The sequence below is a fragment of the Hymenobacter sp. APR13 genome (assembly GCF_000737515.1).
Taxonomy (GTDB): domain Bacteria; phylum Bacteroidota; class Bacteroidia; order Cytophagales; family Hymenobacteraceae; genus Hymenobacter.
In genome coordinates, this window is sequence record NZ_CP006587.1 from 2,165,001 (window position 1) to 2,182,665 (window position 17,665).

4 protein-coding genes and 2 rRNA genes (1 of these 6 running past the window's edge) are annotated in these 17,665 nt (G+C 59.1%); 4 read left to right on the plus strand and 2 right to left on the minus strand.

Going from position 1 to position 17,665, the window contains the following annotated elements:
* Together N008_RS09075 and rrf are read left to right on the plus strand one after the other, a co-directional pair.
* A 23S ribosomal RNA gene (locus tag N008_RS09075) occupies positions 1-802 on the plus strand; it begins 2,114 nt to the left of the window's first position.
* 96 nt (positions 803-898) lie between these two features.
* A 5S ribosomal RNA gene (gene rrf / locus N008_RS09080) occupies positions 899-1,010 on the plus strand.
* A 601-nt stretch (positions 1,011-1,611) separates the two neighbouring features.
* Here the strand turns inward: rrf and N008_RS09085 are convergent.
* Positions 1,612-3,972: a BamA/TamA family outer membrane protein gene (locus tag N008_RS09085; RefSeq protein WP_081910694.1), complete on the minus strand. Its 2,361-nt coding sequence runs from the start codon at positions 3,970-3,972 to the stop codon at positions 1,612-1,614.
* Positions 3,973-4,089: 117 nt separating this feature from the next.
* Positions 4,090-9,243 carry a translocation/assembly module TamB gene (locus N008_RS09090; RefSeq protein WP_156109147.1) on the minus strand — a complete coding sequence of 1,718 codons (5,154 nt, stop codon included), beginning with the start codon at positions 9,241-9,243 and terminating at the stop codon, positions 4,090-4,092.
* 245 nt (positions 9,244-9,488) lie between these two features.
* Between N008_RS09090 and N008_RS09095 the strand changes: the two genes are divergently transcribed.
* Together N008_RS09095 and N008_RS21515 are read left to right on the plus strand one after the other, a co-directional pair.
* On the plus strand, positions 9,489-12,224 hold the full coding sequence (locus tag N008_RS09095; protein ID WP_044015448.1) for a 4-alpha-glucanotransferase: 2,736 nt from the start codon (positions 9,489-9,491) through the stop codon (positions 12,222-12,224).
* 593 nt (positions 12,225-12,817) lie between these two features.
* Entirely contained in the window at positions 12,818-17,572 is a 4,755-nt protein-coding gene (locus tag N008_RS21515; protein WP_197062976.1) for a beta strand repeat-containing protein, read from the plus strand.
* Positions 17,573-17,665 lie beyond the last annotated feature (93 nt).

The window sequence follows — 17,665 nt, forward strand, 5'->3', positions numbered from 1 at the left end:
ACTATAGGTTGACATTGACGCTGGGTAACACATGTGTAGCATAGGTGGGAGACGTTGAGCCAGGGCCGCTAGGTTTTGGGGAGTCGCCGTTGAAATACCACCCTTGTGTTGCTTGGTGCCTAATCTGGCAACGGAGACAGTGTCTGCTGGGTAGTTTGACTGGGGTGGTCGCCTCCAAAAGAGTATCGGAGGCTTTCAAAGGTCCGCTCAATCCGCTTGGTAACCGGATGTAGAGCGCAATAGCAGAAGCGGGCTTGACTGTGAGGCCTACAAGCCGAGCAGGGTCGAAAGACGGATATAGTGATCCGGTGGTTCCGCATGGAAGGGCCATCGCTCAAAGGATAAAAGGTACGCCGGGGATAACAGGCTGATCTCCCCCAAGAGCTCATATCGACGGGGAGGTTTGGCACCTCGATGTCGGCTCGTCACGTCCTGGGGCTGGAGAAGGTCCCAAGGGTTCGGCTGTTCGCCGATTAAAGTGGCACGCGAGCTGGGTTCAGAACGTCGTGAGACAGTTCGGTCCCTATCTGTGGTGGGCGTTGGAGATTTGACAGGACCTGACTTTAGTACGAGAGGACCGAGTTGGACCAGCCGCTCGTGCACCGGTTGTGACGCCAGTTGCAGCGCCGGGTAGCGACGCTGGGATGAGATAAGCGCTGAAAGCATCTAAGTGCGAAACTCACCTGAAGATGAGATCTCCTATATAGGAAGAGTCGTCGTAGACCACGACGTAGATAGGCGGTAGGTGTAGAGGCCGAAATGCCACAGCCGAGCCGTACTAAGGACTCGAACGCTTTGCTTGACAATGCTCGGAATTTGCTTCTTTAGTTTTCTCTTTTGTCCTTACGTCAACGGTTTTGTTGGCAGCTCGCCTTGAACACAGAGCTGCCGCCCCAGTAATGGTGGCTTTAGCCCGGGTGTTCACCTCTTCCCATTCCGAACAGAGTCGTTAAGCCCCGGAGCGCCTATGGTACTGCCTTCATCGGTGGGAGAGTCGGTCGCCGCCAACCTTACTGCATTGCCCGTTGCCCCCGTGCCGCCCCCTCCCGGGGCCTGGCGCGGGGGCAACGGCGTTATAAGCGTTGTTGCCCTTGGCAACATGCTAAGTCTACGTCCTGCTTACCTGAATTGATCAGACCAGGAAGAGTAAAAATCTGTTTCCATGACAGCAGATTGAAGTCAGGCAGCAGGCAAGCTAGATGCAAAAGGCTGCGACTGGGACGTATGTTAGTATGAGCTACTGCTCCTGTATCACATGTAGAGCGAATCATAAGCTGCTGTACTGTTTTATTCTTATCCTAGGCTTCCCCCGTCCTCTCGTCGACGCTTAGCCCAGTACTCGAGTTGCCATACAGAATGTAGAGGCGCAATATGCTCTAGGAAAGCGGGAGACAGGTGAATTGCAACTGATGTACAATAGAGCTTATAAGATATCCGCATGAATGAAGCTGAAGGTGGCAGCCACTTGAAAACTGTTAGGCACAAAGGGGCCAGCAGTAAATGTCGTGAGGCCCCGTTAAAATGTTCTGCCTGAGTAGGTGATCTGGTGGTTTACCACCAACAAAAAAGGCCGTGCGTGCGCACGGCCTTTTTTGTTGACAGACTGTGAGGCTAGAAAGGATAGCCAATGGCGATGTTCAGGCGTGGTGCTTTGTCGTCTGGAGTGCCGTAAGGGGCGCGGACGGGGACGGCGGCATCGAAGCGGATGACGAAGAACTGCACGTCGATGCGGATGCCGGCGCCGGCGCCGATGGCTAGCTGGTTGAGGAATTTACTGGGCTCAAATTGGCCCCCGGGACGGTCTACATCTTCATTGAGTAGCCAGATATTGCCGGCATCCACGAACAGTGCACCCTTCACATAGGGAAACAGATCTTGTCGATATTCGGCGTTGGCCTCGAAGCGTAAGTCGCCGACTTGGTCATAGAAGCTAGTGGAACGGTCGGTATTAGCTCTGTAGGTGCCGGGGCCGATGCCGCGGGCGGCGTAGGCACGGACGCTGTTGGGGCCGCCGATGCCATATTGCTTGAGGTAGGGCAGCACGCGGGAATTCAGGTAGGGCAGGCCGGCGCCAATGAGCACGCGGGTGGCAATCTTGTTGCCGCTAGTGGGGTTGGAGGAAATGCGGAAGTAGTTACGCACTTCCAGATCAATCTTGGAGTACTGTGAAAACTGCTGGCCGATGAGCGTGTAGGCTTTGGTGCCGTCGGGGTTGGTTTCCTTGGTCTGGCCGGTGAGGTTGCTGAGCAGGTAGGCGGCATTGCCGGAAACCTCGATGCCCCCGCTGAAATAAATCTGGTTGCGGCGCTGCTCCAGGGCCTGCTGGTTGTAGGTGTAGCGGTAGCTGCTGCCCAAGATGAACTGCTGGCGGAAGCTGTTGGCCAGGAAGGCATTCTTATCGAGCCGCGCCTGGAAGGTATCAGAAACGCCCCCTAAGCGCAAGTACTGTAGGTCGATCGGGCGCAGTTCATGCTCGTTTGTGATGTTGGTTTTCCAGGTGTAGCCGTAGTTGAGGCTGAATGCGTCCTGCTTGAAAGCCTCCAGGCGCTGCACATACTTGTAGCCGGCGCCGAAAGTGGTGCGGGGCTGGAAGTCGGAGTTGCGCAGACGAATATCGAAGGGCGGGGTAATGAGCCGCGGCACGATAAGCTGCGCATCCACCCCCAGCTCATAGGAAGTGAGGCCTATGGCGTTGGTGCCGGTGCGGGTCTGGTTTTCGAAGGCGCCGGTGACGTTGACCAACAGCTGCTCGGCGCCGCGCAGGGCTGAGCGGTTGCGGAACTGCACCCGGAAGCCGGGGCCAACGAAGCCGTTAGACTTGCTGACCAAGGCCACTTCGCCGCGCAGGCTTTTCTTGGGAACCTGCGTCATGCGCACGAAGGCGTTGAGGTGGCCGTATTCGGCCGAGTCGGGCTGGTTGCGGGCGGGACGGAAGCGGATGTCCACGAACTTAAACGTGCCCAGGCTCATGAGGCGGCTCAGGGTCTGGTCGGCGCGGCGGCGGCGGTAGAGGCTGTCGGGGTAGAGGAAGGTGGCGTTGGTGATGGCCTTCGCCTTGAACACCTTCTCATCAGGGAAGTAACGGTAGCCCTCATACATGATAGGCTGGCGTCCCTGCGAAGCTGTGTCGGAAAGCGAATAATCGGTGTTCAAGCTCACGCGGTTGAGCACGTAGGGCTGGGCCGCACGCTTCGGAATCGTGCCCTTCACCTTCACATAAATATTGGCCTGGTTGTCGAGGGTACTGTCGACCTGAAACAGCAGGTAGTCGGGGGTGAAGTAGTAGTAGCCCTGGTTTTTCAGCTCGCCGTCGATCCGGATCCGCTCGTTGATGAGGGTTTGCAGGTTGTACGGGTCGCCGACTTTCAACAGCGAGCCGGCCTGGGTGGCGCGGATGGCGCGGTCGAGCAGGGTGTCGCGCTCCGGGTACTGAATCTGCTTGATGAGGTAGGGCTTGCCCACCTGCGCCAGGTAGTCGACGGTGGCCGTGCGGTCCTTCTTCTGCACCTTACTGTGCACCACGGGCTTGAAGTAGCCGTTGTTGTTGAGGCGGTTGGCCATCAGGCTTTTCACCTTCTGGGTGTCCACCTCGCTCAGCAGCACCGGTTTTTCGCCGTATTTATCAGCCAGCCACTTGCCCAAGCCTTTGGTTTTGCCTTCGCCCATATGCCAGAAATACAGCTTGGGGCGGGCGCCGAGCAGTGGAATGGCGGCGTTGGGCTTGGGGGCAATAACGGAGGTAAGCTCGGTGGTGAGGGCGGCCTCGTTGGGGATGGGCTCCGCCGACTGCACCTTCACGCTACTGCCGGTGTAGAGGTAACTGCCTTCGGGGATGAATTTGGTGCCAGAGCAGCCCGCCCCCAGAAGCAGGGCCGTCAGCGCTGCCCAGGACCGCCACAGCCGGGAAGCCCCGGCAGGTGGGGCCGGAGAGGCTACCGGAGCAGCATTGCTACGAGAGGAAGAAGGCTTCATGCTGGAAATCTAGTGGTGTTCGTTTTCAGAGTTGATCTTTCGCCACGCAGGGTTGGGCAGGGCAACTGGCGGTTTATAGTGTGAGCCGAGTGAGACGCTCGCCAGCTGGCTCCGGAATTAGCGGCCGGAGGTAGCAGGGCGCTGCACGCTGCGGGTGGTGTCGCGGCGCGGCTCCGAGGTGACGGCCTGCGCGGAGTCCAGAGCGGTTTTCTTTTCCTCGCGTTGGCGGCGGCGGTTCTGCTTCACTTCTTCTTTCACTTCCTTGTCAATGCCCCGGAACAGGTCGGCCAAGTCGCGGTAGTCGCGCTGGAAGATCAGCGAGGCGCCGGTGCGTACAAACTGGCCGTCGATGTCGCCGTAGGCGTTGTTGCGGAAAGCGCGCAGGCGAATCCGGCCGTTGGCCAGCACGTTGTACTCGATGCTCACGTCGCCGGCGAACGAGCTGATGCCGGCCTGATTCTGGCCGTTGCTGGCCTGGTTGCCGCCACCCAGGGGCACGTCGGTGCCGAGGCGGACGGTGAGGCGGTTGTTGAGCAGCTGGCGGCGCACGGCCACGTTGAGGTCGGTGCGGGTTTTCTCGGTGCCGCTGCTGTAGTCGGCGTAGGAGTTCACGCCCAGCTCCACGCCCAGGTTGGACAGGTAGGAGCCGGTGAGGTTGTTGAGCTGCTGGGTGAGCACCTGGCTGGCGGAGCCGCGCAGCTGGTCGGCCACAAGGTTGCCGCTGCTGCTCTTGAACGGATCATCGGCCAGGAAGCGGTTGAGTACCAGCAGCGAGAATACCTGCTTGTTCAGCTCCGACTCCTCGCTGGGCTGGCGCAACTGCGACAGGCGCGCCTCAATGGGGCCGCGCAGCTCCGAGCGGGACTCCTCGGGCAAGCGAATATCGAACCCGATGGTGGGCTTGAGCAGCTCGCCCGTGACGTTGAGGTACACCTGAAACGGCAGCTGGTTGCGGCCCACGGCGCTCAGCGTTTCGTCGGCCACGCCCTGGGCCGACAGCAGCTCGGCCGGTGCAGCTTTCACGTTGTAGATGGCCGCAATATTGAGCTGGGCGTTGTAGGGGTCGCCGCTCCAGACGATGTAGCTGTCGGAGCCGATCTTGAATTCGCGCGAAGCCAGGTCGTAGAGCGACATATTGTAGGCCCCGTCGGTCACGTCGAGGCGGCCGGTGAGGCTGATGGTGCCGGCCGGGTCGATGGCGGTGTTGAGCGTGCCCTCGGCCCGCACCTTCAGGTTGTCGCCGGAAATTGGGTCGATGACGAGCGTGAAGGGCGTGTTGTCGCGGACGGTGATGCGGGCGGTAATGTCGTAGCCGGCGGCGGTGCGGGCCGTGTCCAGGGCCAGCTGCCGGGCCAGCATGGTATCCACGGGCGCGCTCTTGTCGATCCACTCCACAATGCCGTCGGTAGCGACCAAGCCGGCCTCGTCGTTGGGCACCACAATGGTCAGGTCGGAGCCTTCTTCCACCAGCACATTGGTGTTGAGCACCGGCAGGTTCAGGTTGCCGCTGATGCGGGTGTCCGAGTCGAGCACCAGCTTGCCGTAGAACAGCTCGTTGTCGGTCGGGCGGCTGTTGACGGCCAGGAAGTCGTCGGTGGTGGCGTTCAGGTTGAAGCGGTAGGAGGTGACGTCGGCGTAGTTGGGCACGATGATGCGGCCATCCACCACGGCCTTGTTGCCGAGCGAGTCCAGCACCGTGAAGTTGTTGAAGGCAATGTTCTGCGGGTTGAACGTCACCGTCTGGTTGGGCATGCGGAAGTCGGAGCCCAGCTGGGTAAGCGTCAGGCCGGCGTCGGCGGTGGTAGTGAGGGCACCGTTGATAACGGGCTGGGCGGCCGTGCCCGTCACTACAATGTTGCCCGTCACGCCGCCCACGCCTTCGCGCAGCTGCCCGGCCGAAAACGGCTCGGCCATTTTGAAGTCAAACCGGTTCACAGTCACGTCGAAGCGGATCGGGTCGGGCGGGGTGGCCAGGTAGTAGCCTACAGCGCGCACATCGGCCCCCTGCGCGTTGGTAAGGCGGGCATCGACGTTGTAGCGGTTGGGCGTGGGGTTGGTGGCCTTCAGGGTCACGTCGCCTATCACCGATTTGTTGTAGACGAGGTTGCTAAGCGTGGCGTCGGCCGTGAAAGCCTGCTTGGGCTGGCCCAGGCTCAAAGCCAGCGCCTGGCCGTTGAGCGTGCCGGCTATCAGTGAGTCCTGTAGGCCGGCGGCGTGGCCCAGGGCGTTCAACTCCAGGTTCTGCATGTTCAGCTGCAGCGGGTATTGCGCGCCGGGCAGGGTCTGAAGCTTCAGGCTGCGGCTGTTGCGGCTGAACTCCAGGTTGTTGGCGAAAATAGCGCCGGTAGCCGGCGTGTAGCGCAGCTCGTTGCCGGGCGTCACGTTCCAGGCCGCGCGGTCCAGCATCAACTGGGGATCGAAGCTGAACACATACGAGTCACCGCCACCTAGCACACGCAGCACGCCGGCCATGTTCAGGCGCTCGGCACTGTCCGACTCGGCAATGCGCAGGCGGGTACCAATCTGGTTGTTCTGCACGCTGCCGGCCAGGGTCGGGTTGGGGATGCGCAGGGTGGTGTCCTGGCTGATCTGGCGCAAGCCCAGCGCGTAGTCCAGCTTCTGCGCGTCGGAGTTGACGTTGAATTTCAGCGAGTCCAGCGCGTAGCCCATGTACACGATGCGCGGAATGCGGGTGTTGAGCGTGAGGTTGGCGGCGCGGCTGTCGAAGCCGCCCGTGAGCTTGAAGGGCGTGAGCTGCTTGAGGTCGGGCACCAGTTTCTGCACCAGACGCGTGTTCTTCACGTTGGCCTCGAACGTGAACTGCCGGTAGGCCGCCGAGGGCCGGTAGCGCACGCCGGGCAAATCAAAATACCGGTCGATGTGCTCCTGCAGCACCGTAGCCAGGTCGCCGAGGCGGGTGTTGCCTTGCAGGTTGAAGTCGGCCACGTTGGAGTTGAACACCACTTCGGTGCGGCCCGTGCGCTGCACAATGCGGCCACTCACCGAGTCCAGCGGAATGGTCTGGTTGTCGCGCACGATGATGATGTTGCGGCCCGAGAACGTACCGTTGATGCTGTTGGCGTCGGAGCCGCTGAGGTTGGCCGTGAGGTCGCCCTGCACGCGCAGGTCGCCGCCGGTGTAGAAGCCCAGGGCCGTGAGGTTGGCACCGCGCAGGTTCAGGCGCTCCACCGAGTAGCTGGGGTTGCTGGCGTTGCGCAAGTCCACGGTGGCCAGCAGATCCAGGTTCAGGTTGGGGTCCTGACGGCTCTTGGCGTCGATGACGTAGCGGTTGCGGTCGATGCCCACGTTGGCCGTGATGCCGCGGTAGGTGTAGCCGTTGTAGGTGGCGCGCTGCACGTTGGCCGTGAGCTGGCCGCGCAGCAGGTTGGGGTCGAGGCCGCCGCGCCCTTTCAGGCGGCCGCTGGCCGTGACGGTGCCGATGGTGGGGTCGTTGAGGATGCGGCCCACGTTCAGGTTCTGGGTGCTGAACACGGCCGTAATCGGCTCCTGGCCTTTGGGGCCGGCGCCAAGGTTAATCTTGGCCGCTACGTTGCCGTAGGTGGTGGTGGCGCGCAAATCGGCATCGAACAGCAGCGCCGACGGGCGGCCGCGGAACGTGCCGGCCACCGTCAGGCGCGGCGGAATGTTGTAGCCGGGCGGAATCGTGCCTTTCGGGGCCAGCATCCGAATGTCAGCCTCCGAGGTGCTGAACTGCTGAATGCGCAAATCGGTGTAGAGGCGGCGGTCGGTTTCGGGCAAGCCCTGGATGCGGCCGCTGGCTTTCACGATGGTGTTGCGGAAGCCCACGAACTCCAGCCCCTGAATCCGCATATCGCCCACGCGGCCACTCACGCGCCCGCTCAGCAGCACCGACTGGTTGGGGCCGGTGGTGAACGGCGGCGTGCCGGCCAGGTCGGGGGCCAGGTACAGGATGTCGCGGAAGCCGAGGCGCACGTTGCGCAGGTCGCCTTCGATGCCCAGGTTGGGCAGCTGGCGGGTGTCGGCCAGCGCGTCGAGGCTCTTGTAGCGCATGCCCAGCGTCTGGCGGATGCGGGTATGCGGCGTAATCAGGTCGAGGTTGGTGAGGCGGGTCTGCACCGAGTCGAACACTACGTCGGCGGTGGCCGAGTCGATGCGGAAGCCGCTTTGCTCGCGGCCGGCCAGCTGGTTGATGCGGCCGGTGGTGCTGTTCTCGGAGTAGCGCAGGTTCTCCACGTTCAGCACCAGATCCGTGAACTTGAGGTGGTTGTAGTCCATGGCCGGCAGGCGGGTGCGCTGCTTGGGCTCGTCGAAGTTGTCGAAGGCCACATCCACGCCCCAGATGTCGGAGCGGTTGAGCGTCACCACCCAGTTGCTGGGCTGGCCGGTGGCGCCTTCCACGGCGTCGTTCAGGTCGCGCACCACCTCGGCGGGGTTCACGAGGCGCTTTTCCACCGGCACGTTTTCGTTCTGGGCGTAGGCAATGCTGGTGTTGCGCAGCTTCACCGTGTTCAGCGCCACCCGGGAGTTGATCAGGTCGATGTTGTCGGCCGTAATTTCGGCCTCGCCCACGCGGGTGCTGATAAACTGCGCCGACGGTTCGTTTTTATACGTCAGGCTGACGTTGCTGAGCAGGGCCTTGTTCAGCCCGAACGTGAGGGCTAGCGGCTCAGCCACGGCCGTATCGGGCGGGGCGGTTTTGGTCTGGGCGATGCTGATGGCCGTGTTGCGCAGCGTGGCTTCGTCCACCTTATAAATCGACTGGTCTACGTCCACGGCGTCCATGGTCACGGCCAGCTCGCCCACTTTCGTGCGCACCGCCATGCCTTCCACCTGGTCGTCGTAGGTGAGGCGGATATTAGTCAGGCGCAGGTCGCCGATGTTGTACTTGAAGCCCGCGGTGGTATCGGCCGGCGCAGTAGTCGCCGTGTCGGCCGTCGCGAAGGCATTTACGATGAAGTCGTAGTTGCTCACGCTGTCGGGCAGCGTGCGGCTGATGGCCAAGCGGCCGTCGTTGAGCTCCAGCTCCTTGAGGTTGATTTCTGATTTGGTGAGAGCCCACAAATCCAGATCGACGCCCAGGCGGCCTACCGACAGCAGCGTGTCGCCTTTCTGGTCTTCGATGTAGACGCCCTCCAGGCTAAGCGCGTGCTTGAAATCGGTGCGGAACTTGTCAATACGCACCTCCGTGCCGATTTTGCCTTGCAGGTAACCGGCAGCTTTGCTGGCCGCATAGTCCTGCACTGAAGGGAATTGCAGCGCCACCACCACTCCTATAAGTAGGAGCAGCACAAATGCTACAAGGCCGAGGAGGGCATAGAGGGCGCGGCGGGCGTAAGTAGGTAGCGAGTTGATAACCGTACAGAATTAGGGTGTAGTGTAACCCAACGGGTAAAAAGGCTCTGAGGTTGGAAATTAGCTGGTTGATTGCCGGAAAACCAATTGCCCGGCGGCCGGAATGCGGGCATCAGTTGCGGGCCGGATGTTCGCATTCCCCTCCTGACCCCGTATCTTTCGTGCTTCATCCTAGATGCCCCATGATTCTTCGTTTCTCCCTGCCCTTCCGCACCGCGTGGGGCCAGCGACTGGTCGTGTGCGGTTCCGAGCCCAGCCTGGGCAACTGGAACCTCGACCACGCCCTGCAGCTGCAGTATAATCCCGAACTCGGCCGCTGGAGCCAGGAAATCAGCCTGCCCGACGATGCCCCCGGCACCGTCGATTACAAATACATTCTGCTCGACGACCAGGACGGCGGCAAGCACTGGGAGTGGGGCCCCAACCGCCAAGTGCACTACGACGGCCGCCAGTTTTCGCGCCTCGTGCTGGAAGACTACTGGCGCCCGGCTGCCCAGCCTGAAAACGAGCTGTTCACGGCCGCTTTCACGCAGGCACTGCTGCGCCGCCCGGCTACCGGCCCGGCCAAGCCCGCCAAAGCCGCCCGCGTGGCCGACTCGGTGGTGCGCTTCCAGTTGGCCGCGCCCCGCGTAGAGTCGGGCCACCAGGTGTGCGTGCTGGGCTCCGATGCTGCCCTCGGCGCCTGGGATGCCCGCAAAGCCGTTGTCCTCTCCGACGCCGACTACCCGACCTGGACCGCCGAGGTAGCGCTGGAGCAGCCCGACAAGCCTACTCAGTATAAGTATGGTATCTGGGACCCCGCCACCAAGCAGATTGTGCTGCTGGAAACCGGCGAAGACCGGATCATTCCGCCAGCCCAGGACCGCCGCACGCTGCGCGTCCGGGCCGATGAGAACTTCCGCTACCCGACAGCATGGCGCGGGGCCGGCGTGGCGCTGCCCGTATTTGCCATGCGTAGCCAGCAGGGCCTGGGGGTGGGCGAATTCCCTGACCTGAAGCTGCTCACCGACTGGGCGGTGCAAACCGGCCTCAAGCTGGTGCAGATTCTGCCAATCAACGACACAGTGGCCACCCATACCTGGGTGGATTCGTACCCGTACGCGGCCATTTCGGTGTTTGCCCTGCATCCGCAGTACCTCAGCCTCGATGCTATTGCGCCCCTCCAGGATGCTGCCGCGCAGCAGGAGCTGGAGCAGCTGCGCCAGGAGCTGAACGCCAAGGACTTCGTGGACTACGAGCCGGTGATGAAAGCCAAGTGGAAGTTTGCGCGCCTGCTCTATCAGCAGGAGAAAGCTGCTTTCCTGGCCGATCCGGCGTTCCACGCTTTCCGCGAGGAGCAGAAGTCGTGGCTGGAGCCCTACGCCGCCTTTTGCGCCCTGCGCGACCAGTACGGCACCGCCGACTTCCAGCAGTGGCCCGAAGAGTACCGCACGCCGGCCAAAGTAGCCGAGCTGGTGCGCGCCGATGCCGCCAACTTTGACGAGGTAGGCCTGCACTTCTTCATCCAGTTCCACCTGGACAAGCAGTTGCGCGAAGCCGTGGACTACGCCCGCCACCGCGGCGTGGTGCTCAAAGGCGACCTGCCCATCGGCATCTACCGCCACTCTGTGGACGCCTGGACCCAGCCCGAGCTGTACCACATGCACCAGCAGGCCGGCGCCCCACCCGACGACTTCTCCACCACCGGCCAGAACTGGCGCTTCCCCACTTATAACTGGGAGCGGATGGCCGAGGACGGCTACGCCTGGTGGAAGCAGCGCATGGGCACCCTGGCCCGCTACTTCGACGCCCTCCGCATCGACCATATCTTGGGCTTCTTCCGCATCTGGGAGATTCCCGGCCATTCGGTGGAAGGCCTGCTTGGGCACTTCTCGCCCGCGCTGCCCTTGCACCAGCACGAAATTGAGCAGCGCCTGGGCTGGTTCGACTACGGCCGCCTCTGCGAGCCCTACATCCGCTGGCATATGCTGCAGCACATCTTCCACGGGCAGGCGCAAGCCGTGTTCGACGAGTTTATGGAAGATGCCGGCTACGGCGCCATCCAACTGAAAGAGCACGTGCGCACCCAGCGTCAGATGGAAAGCGTGTTTGCCGAAAAAATAGCCGCCGACCCCGCCAACACCGAGCATTACCAGTGGCTGCGGTCCGGCCTCTACAGCCTCGCCAACGAAGTGCTGTTTGTGCCCGACGACCTGCGCGCCGACTTCTACCACCCGCGCATCACGGTGGGCAAGTCGCTGTCGTTCAAGGAGCTGAACGGCGAAGATCAGCACCGCATGCGGGAGATTTACAACGACTTCTTCTTCCAGCGCCACGAGGAGTTCTGGCGCGAGCAGGGCCTGCGCAAATTGCCGCCGGTACGCTACGCCACCAACATGCTCATCTGCGGCGAAGACCTGGGCATGGTGCCGGCTTCCGTGCCCGGCGTGATGCGCGCCCTGGGCATGCTGGGCCTCAACATCCAGCGCATGCCCTCCGACCCCAAAGTGGAGTTCGGCCACCCCGACGCCGCGCCTTACCTGTCGGTGGTCAGCCCCGGCTCGCACGATATGAGCACGGTGCGCGGCTGGTGGGAAGAGGACCACGTGAAAACCCAGCGCTTCTTTGAAACCATCCTGGGCCATTGGGGCGAGCAGGCGCCCTACCACTGCGAGCCGTGGGTGGCCCGCGAAATAACGGTGCAGCATCTGCACTCGCCGGCCATGTGGGCCATCTTCCCGCTGCAGGACCTGTTGGCCATGAGCCCCGACCTGCGCCGCGCCAACCCCGACGACGAGCAGATCAACGTGCCGGCCAACCCCACGCATTTCTGGAAATACCGCCTGCACCTGCCGCTGGAGGAGTTAAACCAACAGGCTGGCTTTAATGATGAGGTGCAGGAACTGGTGAGCCGGAGCTCCCGGGTGAGCAGCTACTAGACTGCCTCTCAGACTCCAGGAAGGTTTTTGCTAAAGGCAAGGTCTACGCAGGTAGGCCTTGCTTTTTGCTGCAGTGGTAATGGCAGCGCACAGGCCGATTGACTAAATAAACGACTGTCAGGTGAGGGGACTCCTTTCCCATTAAGCTGTTTGCAGCCACGTAGTCCGTTCGACTCACTCTGGAACAAGGAGGGTGGTTTACCATACATTACCGGATATAATTGATTTATAATAGGTAATTAATTGCATTTTATAAATAATGAATTTTGTTAATAGTATTTCTTCGTACTACCATAGTCCCATAGTACTTTTTGCTGCTGAGCTAAAAAAACTCTTTCTAATAGCGCAGAATAATATTTTTCAAAATATAATAACATTCAATCCAGCTAACGCTAAGAAAATGTATAGTTTATGGGTAGTTTTGCAGCGTTTTGGCTGTCGAATTTAATAGAAATATTAGAGGACCATGTTTCGCGGTGAAGTTGGGATATTCACCGAGAGTAATGCCAGATTCAGCGAAAAACAACTGCACAACGACTCAGTGCCAATTAGCTTTATGGCACTGCCAAGCTATAGTATGCAAACGTTGGGCTTTGCTCATTCACACTCTTGCAAATTTCTTCAATACCATACTTCTTACCATGAAAACACGCTTACCATTACTAGCGTTGCTGATTAGTTGGGCTACGCTTGGAACCCCTATTGTAGCCCGGGCGCAGATAGCCGGCAAAGGGCCACAGCTGTTGCAGAACAACACGTTCGGTAAGCATCCAGAAACCGCTGCGGCAGGTGCGTACACTATTCCGGCTGGCACTGATCTGGGGAACTGGACCAGCGGTTTAAACTATACTCCTACAGATGTAGTACCAACGGCAAACGCAGTAGCTATTCAGTTGGATGCAGCTACCAACCAATCTGCTTTTCCAGGCGACGCAACCAATGGCATTCCCGCCTCCCGTAGTTGGCTCTATATGTTCGGCAATACAGCGGCCACAGCCACGGTAAACTTCTGGCAGCAGAATGTGGCTGTTCGCCCGAATACTACTTACACATTCGTTTGCTACGCCTCGAATGCTACAGGAGTAGGATCAGCTACCACGACGGACCCACAACTAGATTTCTATGTAGGTGGCGTGAAGCAGGGAACCACCTTTGACGTGGTGAAGGAGACTACTGCCAATGGCGGCGATAAGTGGACGCGTTACGCCGTCTCATTTACGACGAACAGTACACAAACTGCTTTGGCTCTAGCCTTACGCAACCCTCGATCCACGACGGGTACCGGCAACGCGTTGGCTATCAGTAGCATTTCATTTCGGACTGATAATCCCGGCGCCGTGAATTCACGCTATAGCTGCGACGGGCAGTTCTACCAGATTCGGCAAGTCGTTACTACTACAGCACCAATCACCAACTCCACTCGCCTTTTCGACGTGGACCGCACAACTGGTAATGCTTATGTTACGAACGAAAAGAAGGACTTAGGAGCTACCATAAACGGTCTGGGTTACCGTCCGGGGGATGGCCTGCAGTATGCGCTGACCTATGTTTCAAACGAAGTTGCGTCTAACACGGCCGGTGCAGATCGTATCAATGAATATACAGATCCAATGGAACTGTATGTCATTGACAAGAATGGTGACATCAAGTCGCTTGGCATTGTAGGTAATTTACCCGGTGACCAGTGGGCGGGAGGCGTTATTGATCGGGCAGGCAACTATTATGTGGTGAGCCAGCGGTTTGATACACCGCGTTTCTATCGAATAGATTTGAATGCGCCGACACTAACGGCTACACAAATAACATTCACGGGGGCTCCCGCAGCAGGTACTGGTTTTGCTCTCTACGACATAGCCTTTAACCCGCGGGATAACAACTTCTATGGAGTGAGCTTCTTGAACGAAGCATATAAGCTTGTAGTCAACAATACGACGAATACGGCAGCGGTAACTCGCCTCACCAACGCAACGGCAGTGACGTTCAATCAGACCCAAGCAATGGGTACCTGCTTCTTCGACATTGCTGGTACATTCTATGCGTATCGTAATGGCACAGCAGGCACCGCCGGTTCTTCCAACTTTTACATTATCAGCACTACGGATGGTTCAGCGACTAACCTGTCGGCAGTAGACCCAGCCATAAACAGCGATGGAGCCAGTTGCGTGACGCCTGACCAGAGTGTGGATGTAGTGAAGGAAGTAGTGAGCGTGACGCCGTCGGGAACACCCAACCAGTTTAACGTTGCATTCAGCATTAAGGTCCGCAACAACGGTTCCATCACTGACCCAAACGTGCAGGTTTCTGACCTGCTGTGGAGCGGTAATACCACAGCTAATGCTGCTACTACGTTTTCCGGTGCTAACAACGTCACGATTTCGGGTCTGACAGTAACCAATACGGCTGGTGCCACACTAGCCGCCAACACGGGAGCCACTGGTTTTAACGGACAATCGGGCCGGGCTGGCCTGCTAACTGGTAACCAGCAATTAGCCGCTGGGCAGGGTGCCATTATAACCTTTACAGCTCAAGTGACTTTCCCTTCGGCTGCGGCAGTACCTACTGCAGGACAGAATAACACGGCGTATGGCACGAGCACAGTGGCTTCCTTCATTGGATATACGCTGCAGGGTAGCACCTTGGTCCCTCCGCCCGACTTGCTGGCCCAAGACGCCTCTACCAACAGCGCCGCCCTACCGGAGACGCCCAACGCCGATGCGGCGTCTCCTTCACCTATCTATTATCAGACGGCTATCCTAGGCAATGTGTTCGAGGATGCCAACTACGGCGGTGGCGCCGGACGCTCGCAGACCGCCAGCAATGGTGAAGGCGTAAGCGGCGCAAGGGTTGAGTTGTATTCTAGTGCAGGATCCTTTATCGGGTTCGCGAATGCTGATGCGGCTGGCAATTACAGCTTTGTGAACGGCTTGAATGGTATCACGCTCACGGCTAGTACTGTATATCGGGTACGGGTAGTAAACTCCACGGTAGTAAGCAACCGCCCCGGTAGCATAGCGGGTCTGTTGCCCGTACAAACGTATCTGAACGGCAATGTGAACCGGGTAGGTGGCGAGGAGCCTAACCTCATAGATGAGGTAGCCAACACAGGCGCACAAACGTTAGTGCAAGTTGAGGCAGTAAGTGCTGCGGGTACTATCGAAACCCTGACTCCTCTCACCGGCACCGGATCTGTCACTACTCCGGCTTCCGGCCCTTTGGTGGGGGTAGACTTTGGCTTCAACTTCAGCACAGTAGTAAACACCAATAACTCCGGCCAAGGGTCTTTGCGGCAGTTCATTGTTAACAGCAATACCTTGACTAATGCCAACTTGGATCAGGCAGCCTTTAATGGCACTGCAGCAGCAACAACTACGGCCATCGATCCGGCGGCGGGCGTTGAATATGCCATCTTTATGCTCAACGATGGACGCCTAACCGGAGCGCCGGCAGGTCTGCGTGACGCCATGACTGCACCTGCAGGCTACAACATTACGTCCAAGGCCTTCACGTTCAACTCTGCTACGCTGCCAACCATTACCGATAGCAACACGGCTATTGATGGTAAGCTGCAGACTATTCTAACGGGTGAAGGCACAATACCGACTGCTAACAACACCGCCGGTGAAATCATCCTTGACTTTGTAGGGGCAACCCGAGGTGGTCTGCTTATCACGGGCGCTAACACACGCATTGCTTCGCTCAACGTAACTAACGCTGGTGTAGCTGTTGGAAGCAGGGCATTGAATACTACCGGTGCCGTCCAATCCGATGGTGCAGCTATCGTCTTCACGGGCGCAGGCACTATTGGCTCGGTGGTAAACAATATTACGGGTCAGAACAACACCATTGCTACGGTTCTGCTGGAAGGAGGCGCCACGGGTGTGACCATCAGCAACAGTGTGATGCGTACAGGCCGTGCTACGGCCGCCTCCGGCACTACTATTGCCTATGATGGGGCAGGTATTTTGCTCTCCAATGCTTCCGGTAACACCATTAACAACAACAATATCAGCGCTAACAATGGGTTTGGTATTGAGTTGGCTGGGGGGAGCAACGGGAATACTATCACTGGAAACCAGATTGGCTCAAATGGCGCAGGTACAGCCACTGCTAGTGACGCTGGCATTAGCATCACGTTGGGTAACAACAACTTGATTGGTAACAACACAATCACTGGTAACTCCGGCGACGGTATTGTAGCTGCCAACAGCACTTCCGGCAACCGTTTCACCCAAAACAGCTTCTCCGCCAACGGTGACTTGGGTATTGACCTAGTGACGACGGGTAGCGCTAGCGTAACCGGCGACGGCCAGAACCTGAATGATAACACTGATGTGGACACCGGCGCCAATGGAATCCTCAACTTTCCGGTTATCACTCAGCTTTTCAAAGACGCTAACAGCCTGCTTATGCTAGGGTATGCTCCCGCCAATGCTGTAGTAGAGTTCTTTGTGGCTGATGTAGCTGCTGCTGCCTACGGTGAGGGACTGACTTACCTCACAACTCGCATTGAAGGCAATGCTACCGACGATACCGATAATAATGTTGGCACGTATTCCTTCTCTGGCTTCCCTGGTGAAATCAATCAAGGCAGCGAGCGAAATGCCCGTCGTTTTGCCTTCACTATTCCACTATCGAGCCTGACGCCAGCTCAACTCACGGCTCTTAATACAAGTGGCGCCCGCCTTACGGCAACAGCGACCATTATCAATACAGTAAATGGATTGTCTGTAGGTAACACATCAGAGTTTTCCGGCAATGTTGCCGTGACTGCTACCCCACTGCCCGTCGAGCTGAAAGCCTTCGAGGTAGCGGCCAGCAATGCCAACGCCTTGCTGACCTGGAGCACGGCTTCAGAGCAGAATAACGACCATTTCGTTGTGGAGCGCAGCGTTGATGGCGGCAGCTTCGAGCGGATCGGGCAGGTGCAGGGCCGCGGCACTACCAGCCAGATGACCAACTACAGCTTCACCGATATCAACATCGGGACCAAGCGCGCCGGTGTGGTGTACTACCGTTTGCAGCAGGTCGACACAGATGGCACGGCCAGCTACAGCCCTGTACGTACGGTCAACTTCGCGGCAGGCCTGACGGCTGGCGTGGCGACAGTAGGGGTGTACCCCAACCCAGCCACCAGTCAGGACCGTACCATCACGCTGGCTCTGACGACACTGCCTACTGGCACGTACAAGGTAACTGTGCTGGATGCAACGGGCCGGGTGGTGCGTACGCAAGCCGTGCAGGGCGGGCAGGACCAGACGCTGCAGGTGCAGCAACTGCCGGCTGGCATGTACTTGGTGCAGGTGCGCGGTAATTCCCTCAACCTGACTCAACGCTTCAGCAAGCAGTAATCAGCAAAAAGTAAGCGGCTTCGGCCGCTGAACAGGAAGCCCTCCTCTGGCAACAGGGGAGGGCTTTTTGTTGCGATGTCTTGAGCTATGATG

Excerpts from the sequence above, each read along its gene's own strand:
- N008_RS09095 (WP_044015448.1), top strand. The coding sequence starts at position 9,489 with ATGATTCTTCGTTTCTCCCTGCCCTTCCGCACCGCGTGGGGCCAGCGA.
- N008_RS09085 (WP_081910694.1), bottom strand. The coding sequence starts at position 3,972 with ATGAAGCCTTCTTCCTCTCGTAGCAATGCTGCTCCGGTAGCCTCTCCG.